Raw genomic sequence first — 19,623 nt, 5'->3', positions numbered from 1 at the left:
TGCGGCCGTGGCCAGGGGTACCGGTGACGCACGGCGTGACGGGCGTCGCCGCTGGTCTCCGGCTACTGGGACACCAAGGCCGGACACGCACCCGACGGCGGGACACCCGGGCGGGCCGCGAACGAGACGACCGTCACGGACTGGGACCCGACCTCCAAGCAGCCCCTGTTCAAGACCGCCGCCGCAGCACTGAGCCGCGTCGAGCGCGCCGACGGCCGGACCGCTCCCGCCCCGACGACCACCGCCTCCGCACCCTCCCGTGCCGACGCCGTACCGGACACGACCGGCGGCCCGTCAGCACTCGTCAGTGAGAGCAGCCCTCAAGAGGAAGCCCCGTGAACGGCATCAACCTCACCTTGCGCGCTCTCCACCACGGCGAACAGCGCCTGGCGAAGGAGCTGACGGATGTGGCGGAGCGGCACCGCGCGGAGCACGAGGTCCATCACGTCGCCACCGACCTCGCCGGCTGGTCCCGCGAGCACGTCCGACGCTTGGCCGAGAGTGGTCGCGACCACGACCTGAAACTCGGCGACCCTTCCGAGCCCGACACCTCGGGTCTGCTGCCGACGCTCAGGGAGAAGGCGGCCGAGGCGGTGGGCCGGCGTCCGGAACCGGGCCTCCTCCTGCTGCGCGACCTGCGTGAACTGCACCTGGACGCCACGGAGAACTCCCTGTACTGGGAGATGCTCGCCCAGGCAGCACAGGCCACCAGGGACGACGGGCTCCTCGCCCTGGCCTCCGCATGCCATCCGCAGACTCTGCGCCAGCTCGGCTGAACGAACACCATGATCAAGAACCTCGCCCCCCAGGTCCTGACCAGCTTGTGAGGACCGGCGGACCGCACCGTGGCACAGTGGCCGTATGTGCGGACGCTATGCCTCCAGCCGCAGTCCCGAGGACCTCGCCCAGCTGTTCCAGGTGTCCGAGTGGCATCCGGAGGAAACCCTCGCGCCCAGCTGGAACGTGGCCCCGACCGACGAGGTCTGGGCCGTCCTGGAGCGCACCCCGCGCGGCGCCGACGAGGACGAACCGGTACGGCGCCGGCTGCGGCCGCTGCGGTGGGGGCTGGTGCCCTCGTGGGCGAAGGACACCAAGATCGGCGCGAGGCTGATCAACGCGCGGGTGGAGACCGTCCACGAGAAACCCGCCTTCCGCCGCGCGTTCGTCAAACGCCGCTGCCTGCTGCCGGCCGACGGCTTCTTCGAGTGGGACGAGGTCAAGGACAAGAAGTCGGGCAAGGTCCGCAAGCAGCCGTACTTCATCCATCCGCAGGACGGGCAGGTCCTGGCCCTCGCCGGACTGTACGAGTTCTGGCGCGACCCGGAGATCAAGGATTCCGACGACCCTGCCGCCTGGCTGCTGACCTGCACCATCATCACCACCGAGGCCACCGATGCCGCAGGCCGCATCCACCCCCGCATGCCCCTCGCCCTCACCCCCGAGCACTACGACGCCTGGCTGGATCCGCACCACCAGGACACCGACGACCTCCGCGACCTGCTGGCCCCGCCGGCAGACGGCCACCTGGACGCCCGTCCTGTCTCCCCGGCCGTCAACAGCGTCCGCAACAACGGCCCCCAACTCCTGGACGAGGTCCCCGCACCCTGACCCCGAAGGTGAGTTCTGGGTAAGGGTTGCCCGGGCGGACGCCCGTCAGACGCTTTTGACATCCGTTTTCATCTAGCGTGGGGCTCGAAGCCGGGACGGGTGGAGCTCGGCGGACCATTCGCCTTGCCCTCGGAGGGTTCCATGCCTGCGTCCTCGTACCGTCGTCTTCCGCTTGTGCCGTTGACAACCGGCGCATGCCTGATCCTCCTTGCGGGCTGCGGCAGTTCGCAGGATTCCGCAAGCGGCACCGACGCCGGGCAGGGTCCCGCTGCCGCCTCGGTCGTCCCGGTGGTGGCCTCGACGAACGTCTACGGGGACATCGCAAAGCGAATAGGCGGCGGAAAGGTGCAGGTCACTTCGATCATCAGCGACCCCGACCAGGACCCGCACTCCTACGAGGCCAACACGCAGAACCAGTTGGCGCTGTCCAAGGCGAAGGTCGTGATCGAGAACGGCGGCGGCTACGACGACTTCGTCGACCGCATGCTGAAGAGCGGCGGCTCGTCCGCGGAGGTGGTCAGCGCGGTCAAGGTCTCCGGGAAGACCGCGCCGGCGGGCGGGGAGCTCAACGAGCACGTCTGGTACGACTTTCCCACGGTCGCCAGGCTCGCCGACCGTGTCGCCGCCGCCCTGACCGAGGCCGACCCGGCCGACGCCGCCACCTTCACCAGGAACGCCAAGAGCTTCGAGGCGAAGCTCAAGCCGCTGGAGCAGAAGGAAGCCCGGATCAAGGCCGACCACGGCGGCGAGCGCGTGGCCATCACCGAACCCGTGCCGCTTTACATGATCGAGGCCGCCGGGCTGGAGAACGCGACGCCCGAGGAGTTCAGCGAGGCCATCGAAGAAGGCGGCGACGTCTCCGCGAGGACCCTGCAGGAGACTCTGTCGCTCTTCACCGGCAAGAAGGTCAAGGCGCTGGTCTACAACGAGCAGACCTCCGGCCCGCAGACCGAGAAGGCCGAGCAGGCGGCCAGGGCCGCCAAGATCCCCGTCGTCCCCGTGACCGAGACCCTGCCCCACGGCAAGGACTACCTCACCTGGATGACCGACGACGTCGACGCGCTCGCGAGCGCGCTGGCCAAGTGACGCGGTCCACCGCGGCAGCCGACGCCGCGCTGATCAGCCTGCGCGGGGCGGCTCTGTCCTACGGCGAGCGCGTGCTGTGGCGGGACCTCGAACTCGACGTCCGGCCCGGCGAGTTCCTGGCGGTACTCGGACCCAACGGCGCGGGCAAGACCAGCTTCGTGCGGGCCCTGCTGGGTCAACGGCCCTTGTCCGCCGGTACGTTGACGGTCCTCGGCCGCCCGCCACGCAAAGGCAGCCGCCGCATCGGCTACGTACCGCAGCAGGCGACCCTGTCCGCCCACGCGATGCTGCGCGCCCGGGACCTGGTCCGCTTCGGCATCGACGGACACGGCTTCGGACCCCGCTTGCGCACGGGCGCCGTACGCCGCCGCGTGGACGAGGTTCTCGCCGCGGTCGGTGCCGCCGCGTACGCGGATGTCCCCGTCGGCCTGCTCTCCGGCGGCGAACGGCAGCGCGTACGCGTCGGGCAGGCGCTCGTGACGGACCCGCGGATCCTGCTCTGCGACGAGCCGCTGCTCTCCCTCGATCTGCACCATCAAAAGGCCGTCACGCAACTGGTGGACGCCCGGCGCCGCTCCCACGGCACCGCCGTGGTGTTCGTGACCCACGAGATCAACCCGGTACTGGGGCTGGTGGACCGCGTTCTCTACCTCGCCCGTGGCGGCCACCGCATCGGCACCCCCGACGAGGTGCTGACCTCCGAGGCGCTGTCGCAGCTGTACGGCACCCAGGTCGACGTCATCCGCGTCCGGGACCGTGTCACGGTCGTCGCCGTACCCGACGAGGTGGCGCAGTCGCCGCATCATCCCGAACTGCCGCACGGAGTGAGGACATGATCATCGCCGGCGGGCTCTGGCAGCAGGTCTTCGACTTCGACCACTACGGCGAACTGCTCGCCCTGGTCCGCAACTCCCTCGTCGCCGGCGCCGCACTCGGTCTGGTCGGCGGTCTCGTGGGCGTGTTCGTGATCATGCGGGACCTGCCGTTCGCGGTGCACGGGATCAGCGAGTTGTCGTTCGCCGGCGCCTCGGCCGCGCTGCTGCTGGGTGTGAACATCGTGGCCGGTTCGATCGTCGGCTCGCTCATCGCCGCCGGGGTGATCGGACTGCTCGGCTCCCGTGCCCGGGACCGCAACTCCGTGATCGGCGTCATCATGCCGTTCGGCCTCGGGCTCGGCGTGCTCTTCCTCGCCCTCTACAAGGGGCGGGCGGCGAACAAGTTCGGCCTCCTCGCCGGGCAGATCGTCGCCGTCGACACCCCGCAGATGTCCTGGTTGCTCGGCACGTCCGCTGTGGTGCTCCTCGCCCTGACGGTGATGTGGCGCCCGCTCGCCTTCGCCAGCGCGGACCCGGAGGTGGCCGATGCGCGGGGCGTACCCGTACGGGCGCTGTCGTTCGCCTTCATGATCGTGCTGGGACTGGCGGTCGCCCTGTCCGTGCAGATCGTCGGCGCGCTGCTGGTGCTGACACTCGTCGTCACACCGGCGGCGGCCGCGGCCCGGCTCACGGCCTCGCCGGTGCTGCTGCCCCTCCTGAGCGTGGTGTTCGCGGTGGCCTCCATCGAGGGCGGAATCCTGTTGGCGCTGGGCAGCAGCATCCCCATCAGCCCGTACGTGACCACGATCTCGTTCGCGATCTACCTCGGGTGCAGGCTGCTGGGCCGCCGTCGGAAGACCGTCCGAAAGGAGAAGCCCTTCCGGGAAGAAGCCCGCTCGACATGAAGACATGAAGGGGTGTTCATCTATTCCTGTATCGTGTGCGCATGACTTCGACGCTCACCCCGCCGTCGGCCGAGCGGGCCGTGTCCGCGCGAGCCGGAGGCATGCCGCGACGGCGTACCCGGCTCCTCGCGCTGCCCGAGGTCCGCTGGGCTGTCGCGGCCACCGCGCTGTTCCTGCTCGCGCTGCCCCTGCAACTCGCCGGAGCGCCCGCCTGGACGTGGGGCCCGCTCTACGCGCTGTCGTACGTCACCGGCGGCTGGGAGCCGGGCTGGGAGGGGCTCAAGGCGCTCAAGGACAGGACGCTCGACGTCGATCTGCTCATGGTCGTCGCCGCGCTCGGCGCCGCATCGATCGGGCAGGTGATGGACGGCGCCCTGCTCATCGTCATCTTCGCGACCTCGGGCGCGCTTGAGGCCCTCGCCACCGCCCGCACCGCCGACTCCGTGCGCGGACTGCTCGACCTGGCCCCTGCCACGGCCACCCGGCTCGCCCCCGACGGCACCGAACAGACCGTCGCTGTCGAGGAGTTGACGGTGGGCGACACCGTCCTCGTACGGCCCGGCGAGCGCGTCGGAGCAGATGGCCGGGTGCTGGACGGCGCCAGTGAGGTGGACCAGGCGAGCATCACCGGCGAACCGCTCCCCGCGCCGAAGCAGCCGGGCGACGAGGTGTTCGCGGGCAGCCTCAACGGCACCGGGGCGCTGCGCGTCCAGGTCGAACGTGACGCCTCCGACTCCGTGATCGCCCGGATCGTACGGATGGTGGAGGAGGCGTCCGAGACGAAGGCACCCACCCAGCTGTTCATCGAGAAGGTCGAACAGCGCTATTCGCTGGGCATGGTCGTCGCGACGCTCGCCGTGTTCGGGATCCCGCTCGCGTTCGGCGAGGAGTTCTCCGAGGCGTTGTTGCGCGCCATGACCTTCATGATCGTCGCGTCGCCCTGCGCGGTGGTCCTTGCGACCATGCCCCCGCTGCTGTCGGCCATCGCCAACGCCGGCCGGCACGGTGTGCTGGTCAAGTCGGCGGTGGTGATGGAACGCCTCGGCCAGGTCGACGCCGTCGCGCTGGACAAGACCGGCACACTCACCGAGGGCACGCCGCGCGTCGTCGACGTACGGCCCCTGCCCGGCACGGCATTCGACGAGGACGAGTTGCTGACGCTCGCCGCGGCGGCCGAGCATCCCAGCGAACACCCACTGGCCCGGGCCGTGGTGGACGCCGCGCGCGAGCGGCGCCTCCGACTGCCCGACGTGCGGGACTTCATGTCCGCGCCCGGGGTCGGAGTGAAGGCCGTCGCGGACGGACGGACCGTCGAAGCGGGCTCGCCGGCCCGCCTGCTCGACGACACCGACGACGCGAGCCCGGTGGCGGCGCTGGTCGAGGAACTCCAGCGGTCCGGCCGTACCGCCGTCCTCGTGGTCGTCGACGGCATCCCCGCCGGGGTGCTCGGCGTCGCGGACCGGCTGCGCCCCGACGCCGCCGCCACGGTCGCGTCCCTCACCGCACTCACGGGCGCCGCCCCGACCCTGCTCACCGGCGACAACCCGCGGGCCGCCGCCCACCTGGCCGCGGAGGCCGGGATCGAGGACGTGCGCGCGGGGCTGCTGCCGCAGGACAAGATGGCCGCGGTCAAGAAGATGGAGGCGGCGGGCCGTAAGGTGATGGTCGTCGGGGACGGCGTGAACGACGCACCGGCCCTGGCCGCCGCCCACATCGGTGTCGCCATGGGCCGTGCGGGCTCCGACCTCGCCCTGGAGACCGCCGACGCGGTGATCGTCCGCGACGAACTGGCCGCCGTCCCCACCACCGTCGCCCTCTCCCGCCGGGCCCGGACCCTGGTCGTGCAGAACCTCGTCGTCGCCGGGGTGTTCATCGCAGGCCTTGTCACCTGGGACCTGGTCGGCACGCTGCCGCTGCCGCTCGGCGTCGCGGGCCACGAGGGCTCCACGGTCCTCGTCGGCCTGAACGGACTGCGCCTGCTGCGTGACGCGGCCTGGCAACGGGCGGCGGCCGACGGGGTCGGTTGACGGCACCTGCTGACCGGACCTGCCGACGCAACCCGTCGACGGGATCTGTTGCTCAGGGGCCGTACGAGCAGTCGGCCCACAGCGCGCAGCCGTTGGCTCGCCCGGTCGGACTCCGGGCGGGCCAACGGTCCCTTACGCACCGCTCCTGTCGGACTGCTGCTTGAGGTCAGTCGCAGCGGCCCGCCGGCCGAGCGCGGGTCACGACATCGGTGGTGCCGGTCGTCGAGTCCAGCCACACCAGCCGGGCGCCGCCGACCGCGGCCGCGGACGACTGCTCGCCGCGGTTGCAGGAGACCCGGCCCTTGCGGGTGGCCGGATCATCGGGCGCGCCGGCCGCGGCGAACTGGTGGAGCTTGGGCGCTGATTCGTTGCTGAGCGGGGCGCCGTCCAGGTAGCTGCCGACCGTCACCCTGTCCTCGGAGACCGTCAGATCGTAGGCATTGAGGGCGTTCGGCCCGGTCTCCGGGCTCAGGTCCACCACGCCGGAACCGTCCAGCGCGGCGCGGCGCAGGGCCCTCGTCCCGTCCGTGGCGTCGTCGTCGAGGAGCCAGAAGACGTGCGTGCCGTTGATGGCCGTCGGGCCCAGACCGGTGCCGTCCGCGGCCGATTGGACCGCCGTGTTCTCACCGGTCGCGACGTCGATGACCCGGGTGCTCACCGCGTATTCGGCGCGCACCCGCCGCCTCTCCTGGTAGGCGACCTTCCCGTGGCTCACCGACGGAGCCCACGCCCGGTAGTAGGTGCCCCCGCCGATCGTCTCGACGTTCGCCGGATCCTTGATGCTCAGATAGGCCACGGCCCGCCGCCCGCCGTAGGTGACGTAGTCGAAGGCCACGAGGTCACCGTCGACATCCACCGAGCTGCCGGGGGTCCGGCCGTGCCAGAGCTTCTTGACGGGGCCGCCCGCGAGCGGCCTGGCCAGGACGTCGACGCCGTCGGCGCCGTACGCCTGCCACACGACTGTCTTGCCGTCGGTGGCCGGGTTGACGTGGTAGCGACCGTCGTTGGGGCTCATCAGCCTGAGCGGGCCCTCGCCGTCGGCGCGCCCGGCCCACACCGAGTACGGCTCCGTGCCGTCCTCGTCCGACTTGGACGCCGCCCACCAGCCGCCGCCCCCGCCCAGGTGCGTGTTGCTGGTGTTGATCCGGTCGAGGAGGACGTCGGCGTCCAGGCCGAGGGCCGACTCCCAGCCGGGCACTATGCCGTGAGCGGTGAAGGCGCGCTGCAGGGTCTTCCGGCCTGCCGCCGGCATCCCCAGGTCCTGGGCGGCGGCGAGCACGGCGGCCCGGGCCTCGGTGAACCCGTCGAGCGGGGTGAGGTACTCGGTCAGCGCCCGGTAGACGATCTTGTCCATCGTCTCGGCGCCCAGGTCCTCACGGGCGTCCCACAGCGCGCCGCCGACGATGGTCGAGTTGAGGTGGACGCCGCCGCTGTCGGTGGCGAAGCCGACGCCGAGGAACGATTTGGCCGTGGTGCGTCCGTCGCCGAGGTCGCGCAGCGCGCATTCCCGCGGGGTCTTGGTCCGGCAGAGCCGCTCACCCAGGAGGCCCGAGTCGGGGTCCGTCGCGGGGACGCCGTACACGTCCGCCTCGACGGCGTTGCCGAAGTAGTCGGCGATGGCCTCGTTCAGGGCGCCGGACTGGCCGGCGTAGACGAGGTTCGCGGAATGCTCGATCACGCCGTGCGTCATCTCGTGGCCGACGACGTCCATGGCCGCGGAGAGCGGACGGTACTCGGCGTCGCCGCTGCCGTACACCATCTTCTGCCCGTCCCAGAAGGCGTTGACGTACGGCTGCCCGTAACTGGTCACGCCCACCAGGGAGTTGATGGTCATGCCCCGGCCGTCGAGGCTGTCGCGGCCGTGCTTGTCCTTGAAGTAGTCGTAGACCTGCCCGGCGGCCCAGTGGGCGTCCACGGCGCCGGAGTCGGTGGCCTCGGAGCCGAAAGCGGGGGTGGGTGAGCCGAACTCCTGGATGCCCTCGGGCCACACCCCGCCGACGTCGCTGTGCCACCTGCCGCGCGCGTCCCAGGTCGACAGGACGTTGTCGGAGTCGCCGGCGGGTATTCGGGAGCGGTCGCGCAGGACGTACAGGCCACGGTTGTCGTCGTGGTCGACGTCGAGGTCGACGGTGGTGCCGTCGAGCCTGACGCCGGTGCCCACCTCGGCGGCGAGAACCGGCCGCCGGCGCCTGTCGGCCGCGGCCTGCCCGGCCGTCGCGCGAGGCGTGCCGAACGTCTTGATACCGCTGTACTGAAGGACCGGATACCCGGCGCGCGCGTCGACGTAGACCTCGCGGTGCACGGGCGCACCGGTCGCCGGGTCGGTGCCGTGCACCGTGACGTGCCGGGTGAGGACGCCTGCCCCGGCGGGCAGTACGACGAGGCCGCGCGCGGTGCCTTCGAGCGGGCGTGCCTCCCCGGCCCCCTCGCGCGGCGGCGTCGCGGCGAAGTTCCTGTCGCCGAGCTCGGTGAGGACGGCGTCGACGGCACGCTCGACGGCGAGCGCTTCGCCCACTTGGGGCGTCGTGCCGGTGCTCAGCTCGGTGAAGTACTTGCCCGAGGTTCCCGTGACGACCCGCTCGCCGTCCTGCCGCTGCATACGGACGACGTACTGGCCGCCCAGGACGGGCACCCCCCGGTGCCGCTGCTGGAGCCGGACGGTCTCGCGGTCCTCGGCGGCGGTGGTCCCGCCAGGCACCAGATCGCGGTCGGCGTCCGGGATCCGGTACCGGCTCTGCCTGCCGTCCAGATAGGCGCGAGCCGCGGCTGCGGCACTGCCGTCGGCAGGGGCCTGCTCCCGGATGCCCCGTACCAGCGCCGGGGTCAGCGTCTCCCGCCCCGGGATCATCTCCGCCGGGCTCGGCGGCGGTGCCGTCGCCTCCGTCTCGGCGTCGGCGGGGGCCGCCGAGACGACGAGTGCGGCGACGCTCAACAGCGCCGCCGCACCCGGTAATCCGATCGGTTGTGCCCGATGACCGCCTCGGCGGCCGCCGAATCTTCCGGTGACTCTTCTGGGGTGACGCACGATACGCACGGTCTCCCGACCCCCCTCGCTCGCGGTGCCGGGGGCACAGTGCCGCCCGGCCAGGGGTCATCGAAGCGGCGATGTTCCGTTCGATCAACGGGGCGGGTGTGCCCACAGGTGACTTCCGGCCGTACTCGGGGAGGGGCGGCTGCCCGTCAGCACGCGGGCTCGGGCGCAGGGCCGCTGCGGCGGCGGACCCCAGGTCGACCGGGACGAGCGAGTCGATCGGGACGAGCGAGTCTATTGGATGCGGCTCGGCAGGGCCGCCGAGCCGCGTCCAGCAGCAGGCGCAGCGAACGCGTGCCGATCTCGGCGGAGTCCGTGCGCACGGTGGTCAGCGGGGGCAGGAAGTGTGCTGCATCGAGCATGTCCTCGTACCCCACGACGCCGACGTCGCCGGGGACGGACCTGCCGGCTTTGGGCCGAAGTCGTCGACGGGCGGCCGGTCGCCGGCTTGGTGCCCGAGGGCGGTTTGGAATCCGGCTACGTACTTGGACTCCGAGTACAGAACTTGGACGTGTAGTCTAGGCGAGAGTGCGGAGTATCAGGTCGATGAGCCTTTGTGGCAGAGGAGTGTGCGATGGCGGCCGAGCAGGCGCTCGAAGCGGAGCGGGACGCGATCGTGGCTGCGCTGAGGCCGGTCGTCGACGGGCTCGTGGCCACCTTCGGGCCGATGTGCGAGGTGGTCCTGCACGACTACCGGTGGCCGGAGAAGTCCGTGGTCGCCGTGGCCGGTTCGGTGACCGGGCGGGCCGTGGGCGGGGCGATGAGCGAGATCGGCATGCGGGTCGTCGCCCGCGGCGACGGTGCGGGCGACGAGCTGAACTACGTGACCCGCACGCGGAACGGCAAGCTGGTCAAGGCGTCCACCATGGTGCTGCGGGACTCCACGGGCACCGTGTTCGGCGCCCTCTGCGTCAACCTGGACGTCACCGCCGTCCACGACGCCCATGCCCTGCTGGGAGCCCTCGCCGGCACCGGCGCCACGTCCGGCGACGTGCCGGTCACCACCTTCGGCAACGACATCGACTCCGTCGTCGACGCCATCCTCGACGCCCATCAGCTCCGGCAGAACGGCAGCTGGGCCGGTCTCGGACGCGCCCAGCGACTGGAGCTGTTCCGCGGCCTGGACGAGCGCGGCGTCTTCGCCGTGCGGCGCGCGATCGAACAGGTCGCGGGCCGCCTCGGCATCTCCCGCGCGTCCGCCTACAGCTATCTGTCGCAGGCGCGCTCCGAGGCCGCGACGGCGACGGACGAGGCCGCCACCGACACGACACCCTCTGGAGGACACGCGTGACGACCCCCACCCCACCGGTCACCCTCGACGACGTCCGCGATGCTGCCGCCCGGCTCAAAGGCGTCGCACACCGCACCCCGGTACTGCGCTCGCGCACGCTCGACGAACTCGTCGGCGCGGAGGTCTTCCTCAAGTGCGAGAACTTCCAGCGGGTCGGCGCCTTCAAGTTCCGCGGCGCCTACAACGCCGCCTCCCGTCTGACGGCGGAGCAGTTGGAGCGTGGCATCGCCGCATACTCCTCCGGGAATCACGCGCAGGCCGTCGCCCTCGCCGCCCGGGAACTCGGTACCACCGCGGTGATCGTCATGCCCGAGGACGCCCCGCCGTCGAAGCGTGCGGCGACCGTGGGCTACGGCGCCGAGATCGTCACCTACGACCGCTACACCGGCGACCGGGTCGCGATCGCCGAGGAGCTGGCCGCCGAGCGCGGCCTCACCGTCATCCCGCCCTACGAGCACCCGCACATCATGGCCGGGCAGGGCACCGCCGCCCTCGAACTCCTCGAAGAAGTGGGGGAGTTGGGTGCGCTGCTGACGCCCGTCGGCGGCGGCGGGCTGATGGCCGGCAGCTCCACGGTGGCCAAGGGCCTGTACCCGGACATCCGGATGATCGGCGTCGAGCCGGAGGCCGGGGACGACACCAAGCGATCCCTGGAGGCGGGGCGGCGCATCAGTATCCCGGTGCCCCACACCATCGCCGACGGACAGGCCCTGCACACCCCCGGCGAGCTCACCTTCTCCGTCAACCGGCGGCTCATCGACGGGATGGCGCTGGTCAGCGACGACGAGATCCGGGACGCGATGCGGTTCGCCTTCGAACGCCTGAAGATCGTCGTCGAACCGAGCGGCGCCACCCCGCTGGCCGCCCTGCTCGCCGGCCGGACGGACTCGCTGCCGCGACGGGTCGGCGTGATCATCTCGGGGGGCAACGTCGATGCCGAGCGCTTTGCCGAGCTCTGCGGGAGGCGGGTCTGAGCGGGAGTTCCCCGATTGGCGGCCTCGGATGGCCGGGCGGACGATGGAGTGGTAGGGGGCCGGCCGCCGACGGCGGTGCGCAGGGTTCGCCGGGGAGACCGGCCGCGGTCGCGGTGAAACGCGGCCGGAAGGGAGCCCATCATGTTGGAAGTGAAGCCCATCGACAAGCCGGACGAGCGGCGTGATTTCCCCCGCGGGCACCTCGAAGCCGTCCACATGACGGATCTCGACTTCGCCGTGGCGACCTTCGAGCCAGGTTGGCGCTGGACGGAGTCCGTGGCCTCCATCGCGGGCACCGACACCTGCCAGATGCACCACAACTGCTACGTGGTCCAGGGCCGCATGCACATCCGCATGGACGACGGCGGTGAAAGCGAGGTCGGTCCTGGCGATGTCTTCGTCTGCTCGCCCGGACACGACGCCTGGGTCGTGGGCGACGAGCAGGTCGTGGTCTACGACTTCCAGGGACAGACGGCGAGGGAGTACGCGAAGCAGAAGTAGTGCCCGGCCGCCGACCCGGTGCCCGGCCCGTCGGACGGTGACGCGTCGGCCTGCCGCACGGTGGCGACTCCACAGCCTCAGACGGTTCCGACGGTTCCGCGGCGTCAGACGGTGACGACTATCTTCGCGCGCGCGTGCTTCGCCTCCATGTACCGGATCGCCTCGGCCGCCTCGCTCAGCGGATACGTCCGCTCGACGACCGGGGCGATCTTGCCGGACTCGGCGAGTTCGCGCAGCGCGGCCAGGTTCGCCCTGCTCTGCCGGGCCGAGATCTCGAGCAGCTGCTGCGGGCGTGCGAAGGGCGTCGCCAGCCGCCGCTTGAGGAAGAGGCCCATGGGGCCCACGACGCTGCCGCCCTCGTACACCCCGCCGCCGGACAGGATGAGCGTCCCGGTGGGCGTGAGTACGCGCCGGAACTCCCCGAGCGAGCGATTGCCGACGAGGTCCAGCACCACGTCGTAGCGCCTCCCGCCCCGGGTGAAGTCCTCCTGCGTGTAGTCGACGACCCGGTCGGCGCCGAGTGAGCGGACCAGGTCCACGTTCCTCGTGCTGCACACGGCCGTCACCTCTGCGCCGTACGCCTTGCCGAGCTGCACGGCGAACGTGCCCACCCCGCCCGACGCCCCGTTCACCAGGATCGTCCCGCCCGGTTGCAGCCGGGCGACGTCGCGCAGACCGATCAGGGCGGTGTTCCCCGCCAGCGGTATCGCCGCCGCCTGCTCGAAGGTGAGGTTGGCCGGCTTCGGGCCGACCTCGCTGCCCCGCGCGCACACGTACTCCGCGAACGCGCCGTCGGCCTCCCCGAACACCTCGTCGCCCGGCTCGATCCCCGAGACCTTGGCGCCCACCGCCTCCACCGTGCCCGCGAAGTCCCGGCCCCGCACCCGCGCCTTGGGCCTGCGCAGCCCCATCATGCCGCGGCCGATCAAGGGGTCCCCGCGCATGAAGTGCCAGTCGAGAGCGTTGACCGAGGCCGCGTGCACCCGCACCAGCACCTCGTCGGCGGCCGGCACCGGCCTGTCGATGTCCCTGAACTCCAGCACGTCCGCCGAGCCGTACCGGTCCTGAATCACTGCCTTCATGGGATCCCCCTCCATCCCTGGCGAGCCTACGGAAAGCCATCGGAGGCGGATATCGGGGATGAACCCTGATTTTCTCAGGGTCGCCCCCGGCCTTGCCCTGGGAAACCGATCGGTTTACGCTGGGCCCCGAAGTCTGAAACCGATCGGTTTCCTCGCCTCGATCGAGACAGCTGGAGAGTTCCATGACCGCCATCGAAGGATCCGTCGCCCTGGTCACCGGCGGCAGCCGCGGCATCGGCCGTGCCCTGGTCGCAGCCCTGTACGAGCGGGGCGCGAAGAAGGTGTACGCCACCGCCCGCGACCCGCGCACCGTCACCCACCCCGACGCCGTGCCGCTCGCCCTGGAGGTGACCGACCCCGCGTCCGTCGCGGCGGCAGCCGAGCAGGCGCAGGACGTCACCCTGCTGATCAACAACGCGGGCGCGTCGGTGAACGCGAACTTCCTCGACTCTCCCGTCGAGGACGTCCGCCGTGAGTTCGAGACCAATTTCTACGGACCGCTCCTGGTCACGCGGGCCTTCGTCCCCGTCCTGGAGCGCAACGGCGGCGGACACATCCTGAACGTGCACTCCGTGCTGTCGTGGATCGGTCTCGCCGGTTCCTACAGCGCGTCCAAGGCCGCCTTCTGGTCGCAGACCAACTCGCTGCGCCTGGACCTGAAGCCGCGCGGCATCGAGGTCACGGGCCTGCACGTCGGGTACGTCGACACCGACTTGGCCGCCGGCGTCGACGCGCCCAAGTCCTCGGCCGAGAGTGTCGCCGCCCAGGCCCTGGACGGGATCGCGTCGGGAGCCTTCGAGGTCCTGGCCGACGACATCTCGCGGCAGGTCAAGGCGGGCCTGGCGGCCGACCCGGCCACTTTGTACCCGCAACTCGCGGCCTGATCGCCGCTTGGTCTCCGCCCTGATCACACCGGCAGCAGGCGCGCCACCAGCGCGCTGAGCTGCCGGGCGGTGCGGCACTCGTGCATCTCGACCAGCTCGGCGTAGGCGTGCGCGGCGGAGTCGCCCGTGCCCCAGCGGGAGCGCTGCTCCGGGTTCAGCCAGTAGACGCGACGGGCCCGTTCGGAGATCTGCCGTACGGCGGGCAGGTTCGGGTCGCTCTGGTTGGTGCGGGCGTCACCGAGAACGAACACGGTCGTGCGATGCCCGATCGTGTCGACGTAGCGCTCCGCGAACTCGCCCAGCGCCATGCCGTAGTCGCTGCTGCCGTGATAGCCAGTGAGCGTGGCCTCCGCCTCGATGCGGGCGCTGAGCCCCTCCGGGTCGGCGGTCCCGCGCTGGAGCAGACCGGTCACCTCGTCGATCCGGTTGACGAAGGCGAACACGCGCACCTTGCTGAACTGCTCGTGCAGCGCCTGAACCAGCAGCATCGTGAAGTCCGAGAAGCCGGACACCGACCCCGACACATCGCACAGCAGCACCAGTTCGGGGCGGACGGGCCGACGCCGGCGCAGCACCGGCTTCATCGGCACGCCCCCCGTCGACAGCGAACCGCGCAGGGTCCGCCGCAGGTCGATGCTGCCCCGCGAAGCGCGACGACGGCGTGCCGCGAGCCGGGTCGCGAGCTTGCGGGCGAGGGGCTGCACGGCTCTGCGCAGCTCGGCCAGTTGAGCCTTCCCGGCGAAGAGGAAGTCGACCCGGTCGGCGGTCGGAGCCACCGCCCGCCGGGCGATCTCGTCCCGCCCGCGCCGCTCCGCGACCCGGCGCCGCGCCTCCGCGGCCACCAGCGCCCGGAACACCTCGATGCGCTGCCGGATCTCGTCCTCCAGCAGCCGGTCCGTGAACCCCGAATTCCCGCCCTGCCCGCGGATGGTGTCGCGGACGCGGGCCAGCAGGGTCTGCGGACGCAGCCGTTCCAGCGTCTGGTACGACGACCAGCCGTCCGACTCCGGCGAGGAGCCGTATCCACCGAAACCGTCGACCGCCTCGGCCGCCAGCCGGCCCATCAGGGCCTGGTCGTCGGCGGCCAGGGCCGCTGCCAGGCGGTCGCGCAGGTCGTCCCGTCCCGCCGCCTTCTGCTCCGGCGCGCCGACACCACGCGGAAAGTAGAGGTCGAAGACCGGGTCGAACACCTGCCGTTGCCCGTTTCCGTGCAGCAGCGTCGCCGCCAGCCCCTCGCGCAGCAGCTCCCGGTCCGCAAGGCCGAGGGCCTGAATCGCCCGCCCCGCGTCGACCGTCTCGCCGGTGCCGATGCGGATGCCATGCGCGCGCAGCGCCGAGACGAGGGACGTCAGCCGTTCCGCGACGCCCGCGTGCGTCGTCACAGGGCGTCCAGATCGAGCTTGGCGGTCGCCTTGAGGACGTCGTCCTGGTGCTTGAGGAGCACGCCGAGGCTGGCCTGCACGACGGTCTCGTCCAGCGTGCCGGCGCCCAGCGCCAGCAGAGTGCGCGCCCAGTCGATGGTCTCGGCGACCGACGGCACCTTGCGCAGGTCCATCGCCCGCAGCGCGCCCACGACCCGGACGACGGAGCGGGCCAGCGTCTCGTCGAGCCCCGGAACCTTCAGCCGTACGATCCGGCGCTCCAGCTCCTCGTCCGGGAAGCCGATGTGGAGGAAGAGGCAACGGCGGCGCAGCGCCTCGGACAGCTCACGGCTGGCGTTGGATGTGAGGACGACGAAGGGGCGGCGCGTCGCGGTGATCGTGCCGAGCTCGGGGACGGTCACCTGGAAGTCGCTGAGCACCTCCAGCAGCAGGCCCTCCACCTCGACGTCCGCCTTGTCGGTCTCGTCGATCAGCAGGACCTTCGGGTCGTCGCCCCGGATGGCCGTCAGCAGCGGCCGCGTGAGCAGGAACTCCTCGCTGAAGATGTCCGTGCGTGCCTCGTCCCACGTCTCGTCGCGGCCCGCGCTGATGCGCAGCAGCTGCTTGGCGTGGTTCCACTCGTACAGCGCCCGGGACTCGTCGACACCCTCGTAGCACTGCAGACGCACGAGCCGCGCCCCGGCGACCTCGGCCACGGCCTTGGCCAGCTCCGTCTTGCCGACCCCGGCCGGGCCCTCCACCAGGAGCGGCTTGCCGAGTCGGTCGGCGAGGAAGACGGTCGTGGCGACCGCGGGCGAGGCGAGATAACCGGTCTCGGCCAGACGTACGGAGACGTCGTCGACGGATGTGAACAACGGAGCCTCCGGCTGGGTGGGAGAAGTCTGTCCGGACACCTATCTAAGCGCTTGTTCACCTCTGCTGTCATCCGTGATCCCGATGCCTTTTCCGAGGCCTAACTCACTGGATACCGATCGGTTTCCTTCTGGGTCGGGTGCGCGGTAGCCTCGCCGTATGGCCACGACAGACAAGGCGTCCACCAAGGACCGGCTCCTCGACGCGGCGTCCGAGCTCTTCTACCGCGACGGCGTGTCCATCGGCGTCGAGGCGCTGTGCCGGACCGCCGGCGTCTCGAAGCGGTCCATGTACCAGCTCTTCGCGAGCAAGGACGAGGTCCTCGCGGCGAGCCTGACCAGGCGGCTTCCGGCGTACGAGGCGCTACTGGCGCTCGGCTCGCAGGATGCCGGTACGCCCCGCGAGCGGATCCTGCATGTCTTCGAACGGCTGGAGAAGGCGTCCACCGAACCCGACTACCGCGGCTGTCCCTACCTCGCGGCCCTGGTCGAGCTGAAGGATCCCGAGCATCCGGCGAGCGTGGTCGCGCGTGGGGCGAAGGAGTGGATGCGGGACTTCCTGCGCGCGTGTGCGCAGGAGGGCGGGGCGCGTGATCCGGAGCTGCTCGCCCGCCAGCTGATGCTGGTCTTCGACGGGGCCAGTGCCCGGGCGGGCGCGAAGGTCGAGACGCTGGACGGGCTGGCCACCACGACCGTGATCGCACTGCTGGACGCGGCCGGAGTGGAGTGACGCAGGGCGCCCGCCCGCGGTGAGGCAGGGCGCCGGCCCGCGGTGAGGCAGGGCGTCGTCCCGCAGTGACATAGGGCGTCGGCCCGCTGTGACGCAGGAAGGGGCGCCCACCATGGCAACCGCCCCTCGTCCTGCCTGTCGGGCGTCCGCCTGCAGTGGCATAGGGCGTCGGCCCGCTGTGACGCAGGAAGGGGCGGTCACCGTGGCGACCGCCCCTCGTCCTGCCTGTCGTTCTCGTCCTCCTGTCGTTCTCGTCCTGCCTGGCGTCATGACGCCACCGCGACCGCCCCCACCGCCGGAGTGCGCAGCATCCGCCGGGCCGTGGCCAGGCTCGTGCCCAGAGTCACCGTCGCCGCGACCGCGACCACGGCGATTGCCGTGCCGTAGGCCTGGCCCGGCAGCACCCCGTCGGTGCGGACCATCGTGAACGGGACGATCCCGGCCAGCGCGGCCACCATGCCGAGGAGGACGCCGGAGACGGTCAGGATCAGCGTCTCGACGCCGACCGTGCCGAGCACCTGCCCCTCAGTCGCCCCCGCCAGCCGCTGCTGCCCGAACTCCCGGCCGCGGTAACTCGTCGCCGCGTACAGTGAGTTGACCAGCATCACGCAGACGAAGACGACGATGATGCCGACGACCGTGAAGTTGAGCGTCTCCAGGTTCTTGGCGTCGACCGACTTCGTCAGACCCGAGGCCGCGACGGCGTCGCTCTCCACCGCCTGCATGGTCAGCGTGGCCGTGGCCACCGCCGTGAACAGGATCAGCGACATCAGGATCCCGGCCAGCTGACCGGCCCGCTCCCGCAGGTTCCGCACGGCCAGCCAGCCGCTCGCCCCGTTCAGCGGCAGCCGGTCCAGCACGCCCTCCAGGAGCCGCGGCGCCATCAGCGCGAAGCCCACCGACAGCAGGATCGCCCCGTAGGCCGGCGCCGCCATCAGTGCCGCGTCGGTCGCCGAGAACGCGAAGGTGGAGCAGACGGCGACCGCCCCGGTGACCAGCGCGCCATACGCGAGGAACTTCCTTGCTCCGCCTGGCCGTTGTGGTCCACGCGTCGCCCGCCGTACGGCGAGGAAGGCAGCGCCCGCCGACGCGAGCAGTGTGATGTCGATGCCCGACAGGAGCGCGATCGGGCCGAAGGAGTGGTCGACGGACCCGGCGACCTGGCCGCTGTCCTGGAACACCGCCAGCAGCGCCCGACCGCCCAGCATCGCCGGGCCGATCGCCAGTGCCGCGCCCACCAGCGCCACGACCACCGCCTCGCCGACGACCATCCGCTTGAGCTGCGCCGGAGTCGCCCCCGAGCAGCGCAGCAGCTCCAACTCGGCCGTACGCTGACGGACGTTGACCGTCAGGGCGGAGGCGACGGCGAAGAAGACCAGCAGGGTGCCGTAGCCGCCGACGACGCCCGCGGCGGTGGACAGTGTCTCCGCGCTGGTCGAGTCGACGCCGTCCTGCCCGGCCGTGTCGTGCATCGAGTTGAACGTCATGATGATCGCGGCGCCGAGAAACGCGGACAGCAGCGTGGCCAGGAACCGCCCTGGGCGGTGCCGTATCGACCGTATGGCCAGCATGAACATCGCTCACACCCCCGTCGTCACGTTGTCGCCCAGGTGCGCCAGGCGTTCGGCCACCGCGTCCGCCGTCGGGGCGTCCAGCCGGCCCGCGAGCCGGCCGTCCGCCAGGAACACCACCGAGTCCGCGTAGGAGGCGGCGACCGGATCGTGGGTCACCATCACCACCGTCCGGCCGTGCACCCGTACCGCCTCCTGGAGCAGCCGCAGCACGTCGCGCGCGCTGCGCGTGTCCAGGGCGCCGGTCGGCTCGTCCGCGAAGATCACCCGGGGCTCGGTCACCAGGGCGCGGGCGATGGCGACTCGCTGGCGCTGACCGCCGGACAGCTGGTCGGGGCGGTGCCCCAGCCGGTCACCGAGGCCGACGGAGGTCAGCACCTCCTTGGCCCGCCTCCGGTCGACACGCTGCCCGGCGAGCTTGAGCGGCAGCACCGTGTTCTGCGCGACGGTCAGCGTCTCCAGCAGGTTGTACTGCTGGAACACGAACCCGATCCGGCCACGCCGGAACTTCGTCAACTCGGCATCGCCGCCGCCGGTCAGCTCGGTGCTGTCCACGCACACGATGCCGCTGTCGGGCCGGTCGAGACCGGCCGCGCAGTGCAGCAGCGTGGTCTTGCCGGAGCCGGACGGCCCCATCACCGCGGTGAAAGTGCCCCGCCCCAGCCCCAGGGTGACCCCGTCCAGAGCGGTCACCGCGCTGTCCTGCGCACCGTAGGTCTTGGTGACCTTGACCAGCCGGAGCGCCTCGGCGGCGGGCCCCTCGTCGTGCGTGCGTAGTGAGCTTGCCCGAAACATCGTCATCACTCTCCGTCCGGCACTCCCTGTGCCCTGCCGACGAAGCTACGGAGCCGGCGAGTCGACCACATTGGGCACAGAACCCGTATT

The 19,623-nt window shown here is 71.4% G+C and carries 18 protein-coding genes and 1 pseudogene; 12 read left to right on the top strand and 7 right to left on the bottom strand.

Annotated elements, in window-relative coordinates:
• Nucleotides 1–48: 48 nt before the first annotated feature.
• The 7 genes and pseudogenes from ACFY5C_RS00750 to ACFY5C_RS00720 form a co-directional block, all read left to right on the top strand.
• Nucleotides 49–339, top strand: a pseudogene (locus ACFY5C_RS00750) (nitrate reductase); the annotation flags it as partial.
• Nucleotides 336–776, top strand: a complete 441-nt coding sequence (locus ACFY5C_RS00745) for a hypothetical protein (protein ID WP_389438976.1) — start codon at nucleotides 336–338, stop codon at nucleotides 774–776. The pseudogene ACFY5C_RS00750 and the gene ACFY5C_RS00745, both read left to right, overlap by 4 nt.
• 85 nt (nucleotides 777–861) lie before the next feature.
• On the top strand, nucleotides 862–1,608 hold the full coding sequence (locus ACFY5C_RS00740) for an SOS response-associated peptidase (RefSeq protein ID WP_389438974.1): 747 nt from the start codon (nucleotides 862–864) through the stop codon (nucleotides 1,606–1,608).
• 141 nt (nucleotides 1,609–1,749) lie between these two features.
• Complete coding sequence (locus ACFY5C_RS00735) at nucleotides 1,750–2,694, top strand: metal ABC transporter solute-binding protein, Zn/Mn family (RefSeq protein WP_389438972.1); 945 nt, start codon at nucleotides 1,750–1,752, stop codon at nucleotides 2,692–2,694.
• The gene (locus ACFY5C_RS00730) at nucleotides 2,691–3,530 is read left to right on the top strand and encodes a metal ABC transporter ATP-binding protein (protein ID WP_389438970.1); all 840 of its coding nucleotides are present in this window, start codon (nucleotides 2,691–2,693) and stop codon (nucleotides 3,528–3,530) included. The genes ACFY5C_RS00735 and ACFY5C_RS00730 overlap by 4 nt, the downstream gene beginning before the upstream one ends.
• Nucleotides 3,527–4,414 carry a metal ABC transporter permease gene (locus ACFY5C_RS00725; RefSeq protein WP_389438968.1) on the top strand — a complete coding sequence of 296 codons (888 nt, stop codon included), beginning with the start codon at nucleotides 3,527–3,529 and terminating at the stop codon, nucleotides 4,412–4,414. Before ACFY5C_RS00730 ends, ACFY5C_RS00725 begins: the two co-directional genes overlap by 4 nt.
• A 41-nt stretch (nucleotides 4,415–4,455) precedes the next feature.
• On the top strand, nucleotides 4,456–6,441 hold the full coding sequence (locus tag ACFY5C_RS00720) for a heavy metal translocating P-type ATPase (RefSeq protein WP_389438966.1): 1,986 nt from the start codon (nucleotides 4,456–4,458) through the stop codon (nucleotides 6,439–6,441).
• 166 nt (nucleotides 6,442–6,607) lie between these two features.
• On the opposite strand, the gene ACFY5C_RS00715 is transcribed toward ACFY5C_RS00720, so the two are convergent.
• Nucleotides 6,608–9,289 carry a M4 family metallopeptidase gene (locus ACFY5C_RS00715; protein WP_389440614.1) on the bottom strand — a complete coding sequence of 894 codons (2,682 nt, stop codon included), beginning with the start codon at nucleotides 9,287–9,289 and terminating at the stop codon, nucleotides 6,608–6,610.
• A gap of 332 nt (nucleotides 9,290–9,621) precedes the next feature.
• Nucleotides 9,622–9,834 carry a hypothetical protein gene (locus ACFY5C_RS00710; RefSeq protein ID WP_389440611.1) on the bottom strand — a complete coding sequence of 71 codons (213 nt, stop codon included), beginning with the start codon at nucleotides 9,832–9,834 and terminating at the stop codon, nucleotides 9,622–9,624.
• A 212-nt stretch (nucleotides 9,835–10,046) separates the two neighbouring features.
• On the opposite strand from ACFY5C_RS00710, the gene ACFY5C_RS00705 reads away from it, so the two are divergent.
• From ACFY5C_RS00705 to ACFY5C_RS00695, 3 genes are all read left to right on the top strand, one after another.
• Nucleotides 10,047–10,763, top strand: a complete 717-nt coding sequence (locus ACFY5C_RS00705; protein WP_389438964.1) for a transcriptional regulator — start codon at nucleotides 10,047–10,049, stop codon at nucleotides 10,761–10,763.
• On the top strand, nucleotides 10,760–11,737 hold the full coding sequence (locus tag ACFY5C_RS00700) for a threo-3-hydroxy-L-aspartate ammonia-lyase (RefSeq protein WP_389438962.1): 978 nt from the start codon (nucleotides 10,760–10,762) through the stop codon (nucleotides 11,735–11,737). Before ACFY5C_RS00705 ends, ACFY5C_RS00700 begins: the two co-directional genes overlap by 4 nt.
• A gap of 141 nt (nucleotides 11,738–11,878) precedes the next feature.
• The gene (locus ACFY5C_RS00695; RefSeq protein ID WP_369275100.1) at nucleotides 11,879–12,238 is read left to right on the top strand and encodes a cupin domain-containing protein; all 360 of its coding nucleotides are present in this window, start codon (nucleotides 11,879–11,881) and stop codon (nucleotides 12,236–12,238) included.
• A gap of 104 nt (nucleotides 12,239–12,342) precedes the next feature.
• Here the strand turns inward: ACFY5C_RS00695 and ACFY5C_RS00690 are convergent, their stop codons facing one another.
• Complete coding sequence (locus ACFY5C_RS00690) at nucleotides 12,343–13,320, bottom strand: NAD(P)-dependent alcohol dehydrogenase (RefSeq protein ID WP_389438960.1); 978 nt, start codon at nucleotides 13,318–13,320, stop codon at nucleotides 12,343–12,345.
• A 182-nt stretch (nucleotides 13,321–13,502) separates the two neighbouring features.
• Between ACFY5C_RS00690 and ACFY5C_RS00685 the strand changes: the two genes are divergently transcribed.
• Nucleotides 13,503–14,204, top strand: coding sequence for an SDR family oxidoreductase (locus ACFY5C_RS00685; protein ID WP_389438958.1), 702 nt, complete (start codon nucleotides 13,503–13,505; stop codon nucleotides 14,202–14,204).
• 23 nt (nucleotides 14,205–14,227) lie between these two features.
• On the opposite strand, the gene ACFY5C_RS00680 is transcribed toward ACFY5C_RS00685, so the two are convergent.
• The gene (locus ACFY5C_RS00680) at nucleotides 14,228–15,586 is read right to left on the bottom strand and encodes a VWA domain-containing protein (RefSeq protein ID WP_389438956.1); all 1,359 of its coding nucleotides are present in this window, start codon (nucleotides 15,584–15,586) and stop codon (nucleotides 14,228–14,230) included.
• On the bottom strand, nucleotides 15,583–16,440 hold the full coding sequence (locus tag ACFY5C_RS00675) for an AAA family ATPase (protein ID WP_389438954.1): 858 nt from the start codon (nucleotides 16,438–16,440) through the stop codon (nucleotides 15,583–15,585). Before ACFY5C_RS00675 ends, ACFY5C_RS00680 begins: the two co-directional genes overlap by 4 nt.
• 157 nt (nucleotides 16,441–16,597) lie before the next feature.
• Here ACFY5C_RS00675 and ACFY5C_RS00670 point away from each other — a divergent pair, with 157 nt between their 5' ends.
• Nucleotides 16,598–17,167 (top strand): TetR/AcrR family transcriptional regulator, encoded by a 570-nt coding sequence (locus ACFY5C_RS00670; RefSeq protein WP_389438952.1) that lies wholly within the window; start codon nucleotides 16,598–16,600, stop codon nucleotides 17,165–17,167.
• Nucleotides 17,168–17,433: 266 nt separating this feature from the next.
• On the opposite strand, the gene ACFY5C_RS00665 is transcribed toward ACFY5C_RS00670, so the two are convergent.
• Nucleotides 17,434–18,744 carry an FtsX-like permease family protein gene (locus tag ACFY5C_RS00665; RefSeq protein ID WP_389438950.1) on the bottom strand — a complete coding sequence of 437 codons (1,311 nt, stop codon included), beginning with the start codon at nucleotides 18,742–18,744 and terminating at the stop codon, nucleotides 17,434–17,436.
• 3 nt (nucleotides 18,745–18,747) lie between these two features.
• Entirely contained in the window at nucleotides 18,748–19,539 is a 792-nt protein-coding gene (locus ACFY5C_RS00660; RefSeq protein WP_389438948.1) for an ABC transporter ATP-binding protein, read from the bottom strand.
• Nucleotides 19,540–19,623 lie beyond the last annotated feature (84 nt).

Origin of the sequence: Streptomyces sp. NPDC012935 (genome assembly GCF_042900345.1) — a bacterium.
In the GTDB taxonomy this organism is placed as follows: domain Bacteria; phylum Actinomycetota; class Actinomycetes; order Streptomycetales; family Streptomycetaceae; genus Streptomyces.
Note: the sequence above shows the minus strand (reverse complement) of the source record. Positions and strands in the feature narration are given on the sequence as shown.

What these genes read in the sequence shown, in the direction of transcription:
- ACFY5C_RS00740 (WP_389438974.1), top strand. Translation starts at nt 862, where the DNA reads ATGTGCGGACGCTATGCCTCCAGCCGCAGTCCCGAGGACCTCGCCCAG.
- ACFY5C_RS00735 (WP_389438972.1), top strand. Translation starts at nt 1,750, where the DNA reads ATGCCTGCGTCCTCGTACCGTCGTCTTCCGCTTGTGCCGTTGACAACC.
- ACFY5C_RS00725 (WP_389438968.1), top strand. Translation starts at nt 3,527, where the DNA reads ATGATCATCGCCGGCGGGCTCTGGCAGCAGGTCTTCGACTTCGACCAC.
- ACFY5C_RS00720 (WP_389438966.1), top strand. Translation starts at nt 4,456, where the DNA reads ATGACTTCGACGCTCACCCCGCCGTCGGCCGAGCGGGCCGTGTCCGCG.
- ACFY5C_RS00715 (WP_389440614.1), bottom strand. Translation starts at nt 9,289, where the DNA reads ATGATCCCGGGGCGGGAGACGCTGACCCCGGCGCTGGTACGGGGCATC.
- ACFY5C_RS00710 (WP_389440611.1), bottom strand. Translation starts at nt 9,834, where the DNA reads ATGCTCGATGCAGCACACTTCCTGCCCCCGCTGACCACCGTGCGCACG.
- ACFY5C_RS00705 (WP_389438964.1), top strand. Translation starts at nt 10,047, where the DNA reads ATGGCGGCCGAGCAGGCGCTCGAAGCGGAGCGGGACGCGATCGTGGCT.
- ACFY5C_RS00695 (WP_369275100.1), top strand. Translation starts at nt 11,879, where the DNA reads ATGTTGGAAGTGAAGCCCATCGACAAGCCGGACGAGCGGCGTGATTTC.
- ACFY5C_RS00690 (WP_389438960.1), bottom strand. Translation starts at nt 13,320, where the DNA reads ATGAAGGCAGTGATTCAGGACCGGTACGGCTCGGCGGACGTGCTGGAG.
- ACFY5C_RS00685 (WP_389438958.1), top strand. Translation starts at nt 13,503, where the DNA reads ATGACCGCCATCGAAGGATCCGTCGCCCTGGTCACCGGCGGCAGCCGC.
- ACFY5C_RS00670 (WP_389438952.1), top strand. Translation starts at nt 16,598, where the DNA reads ATGGCCACGACAGACAAGGCGTCCACCAAGGACCGGCTCCTCGACGCG.
- ACFY5C_RS00665 (WP_389438950.1), bottom strand. Translation starts at nt 18,744, where the DNA reads ATGTTCATGCTGGCCATACGGTCGATACGGCACCGCCCAGGGCGGTTC.
- ACFY5C_RS00660 (WP_389438948.1), bottom strand. Translation starts at nt 19,539, where the DNA reads ATGACGATGTTTCGGGCAAGCTCACTACGCACGCACGACGAGGGGCCC.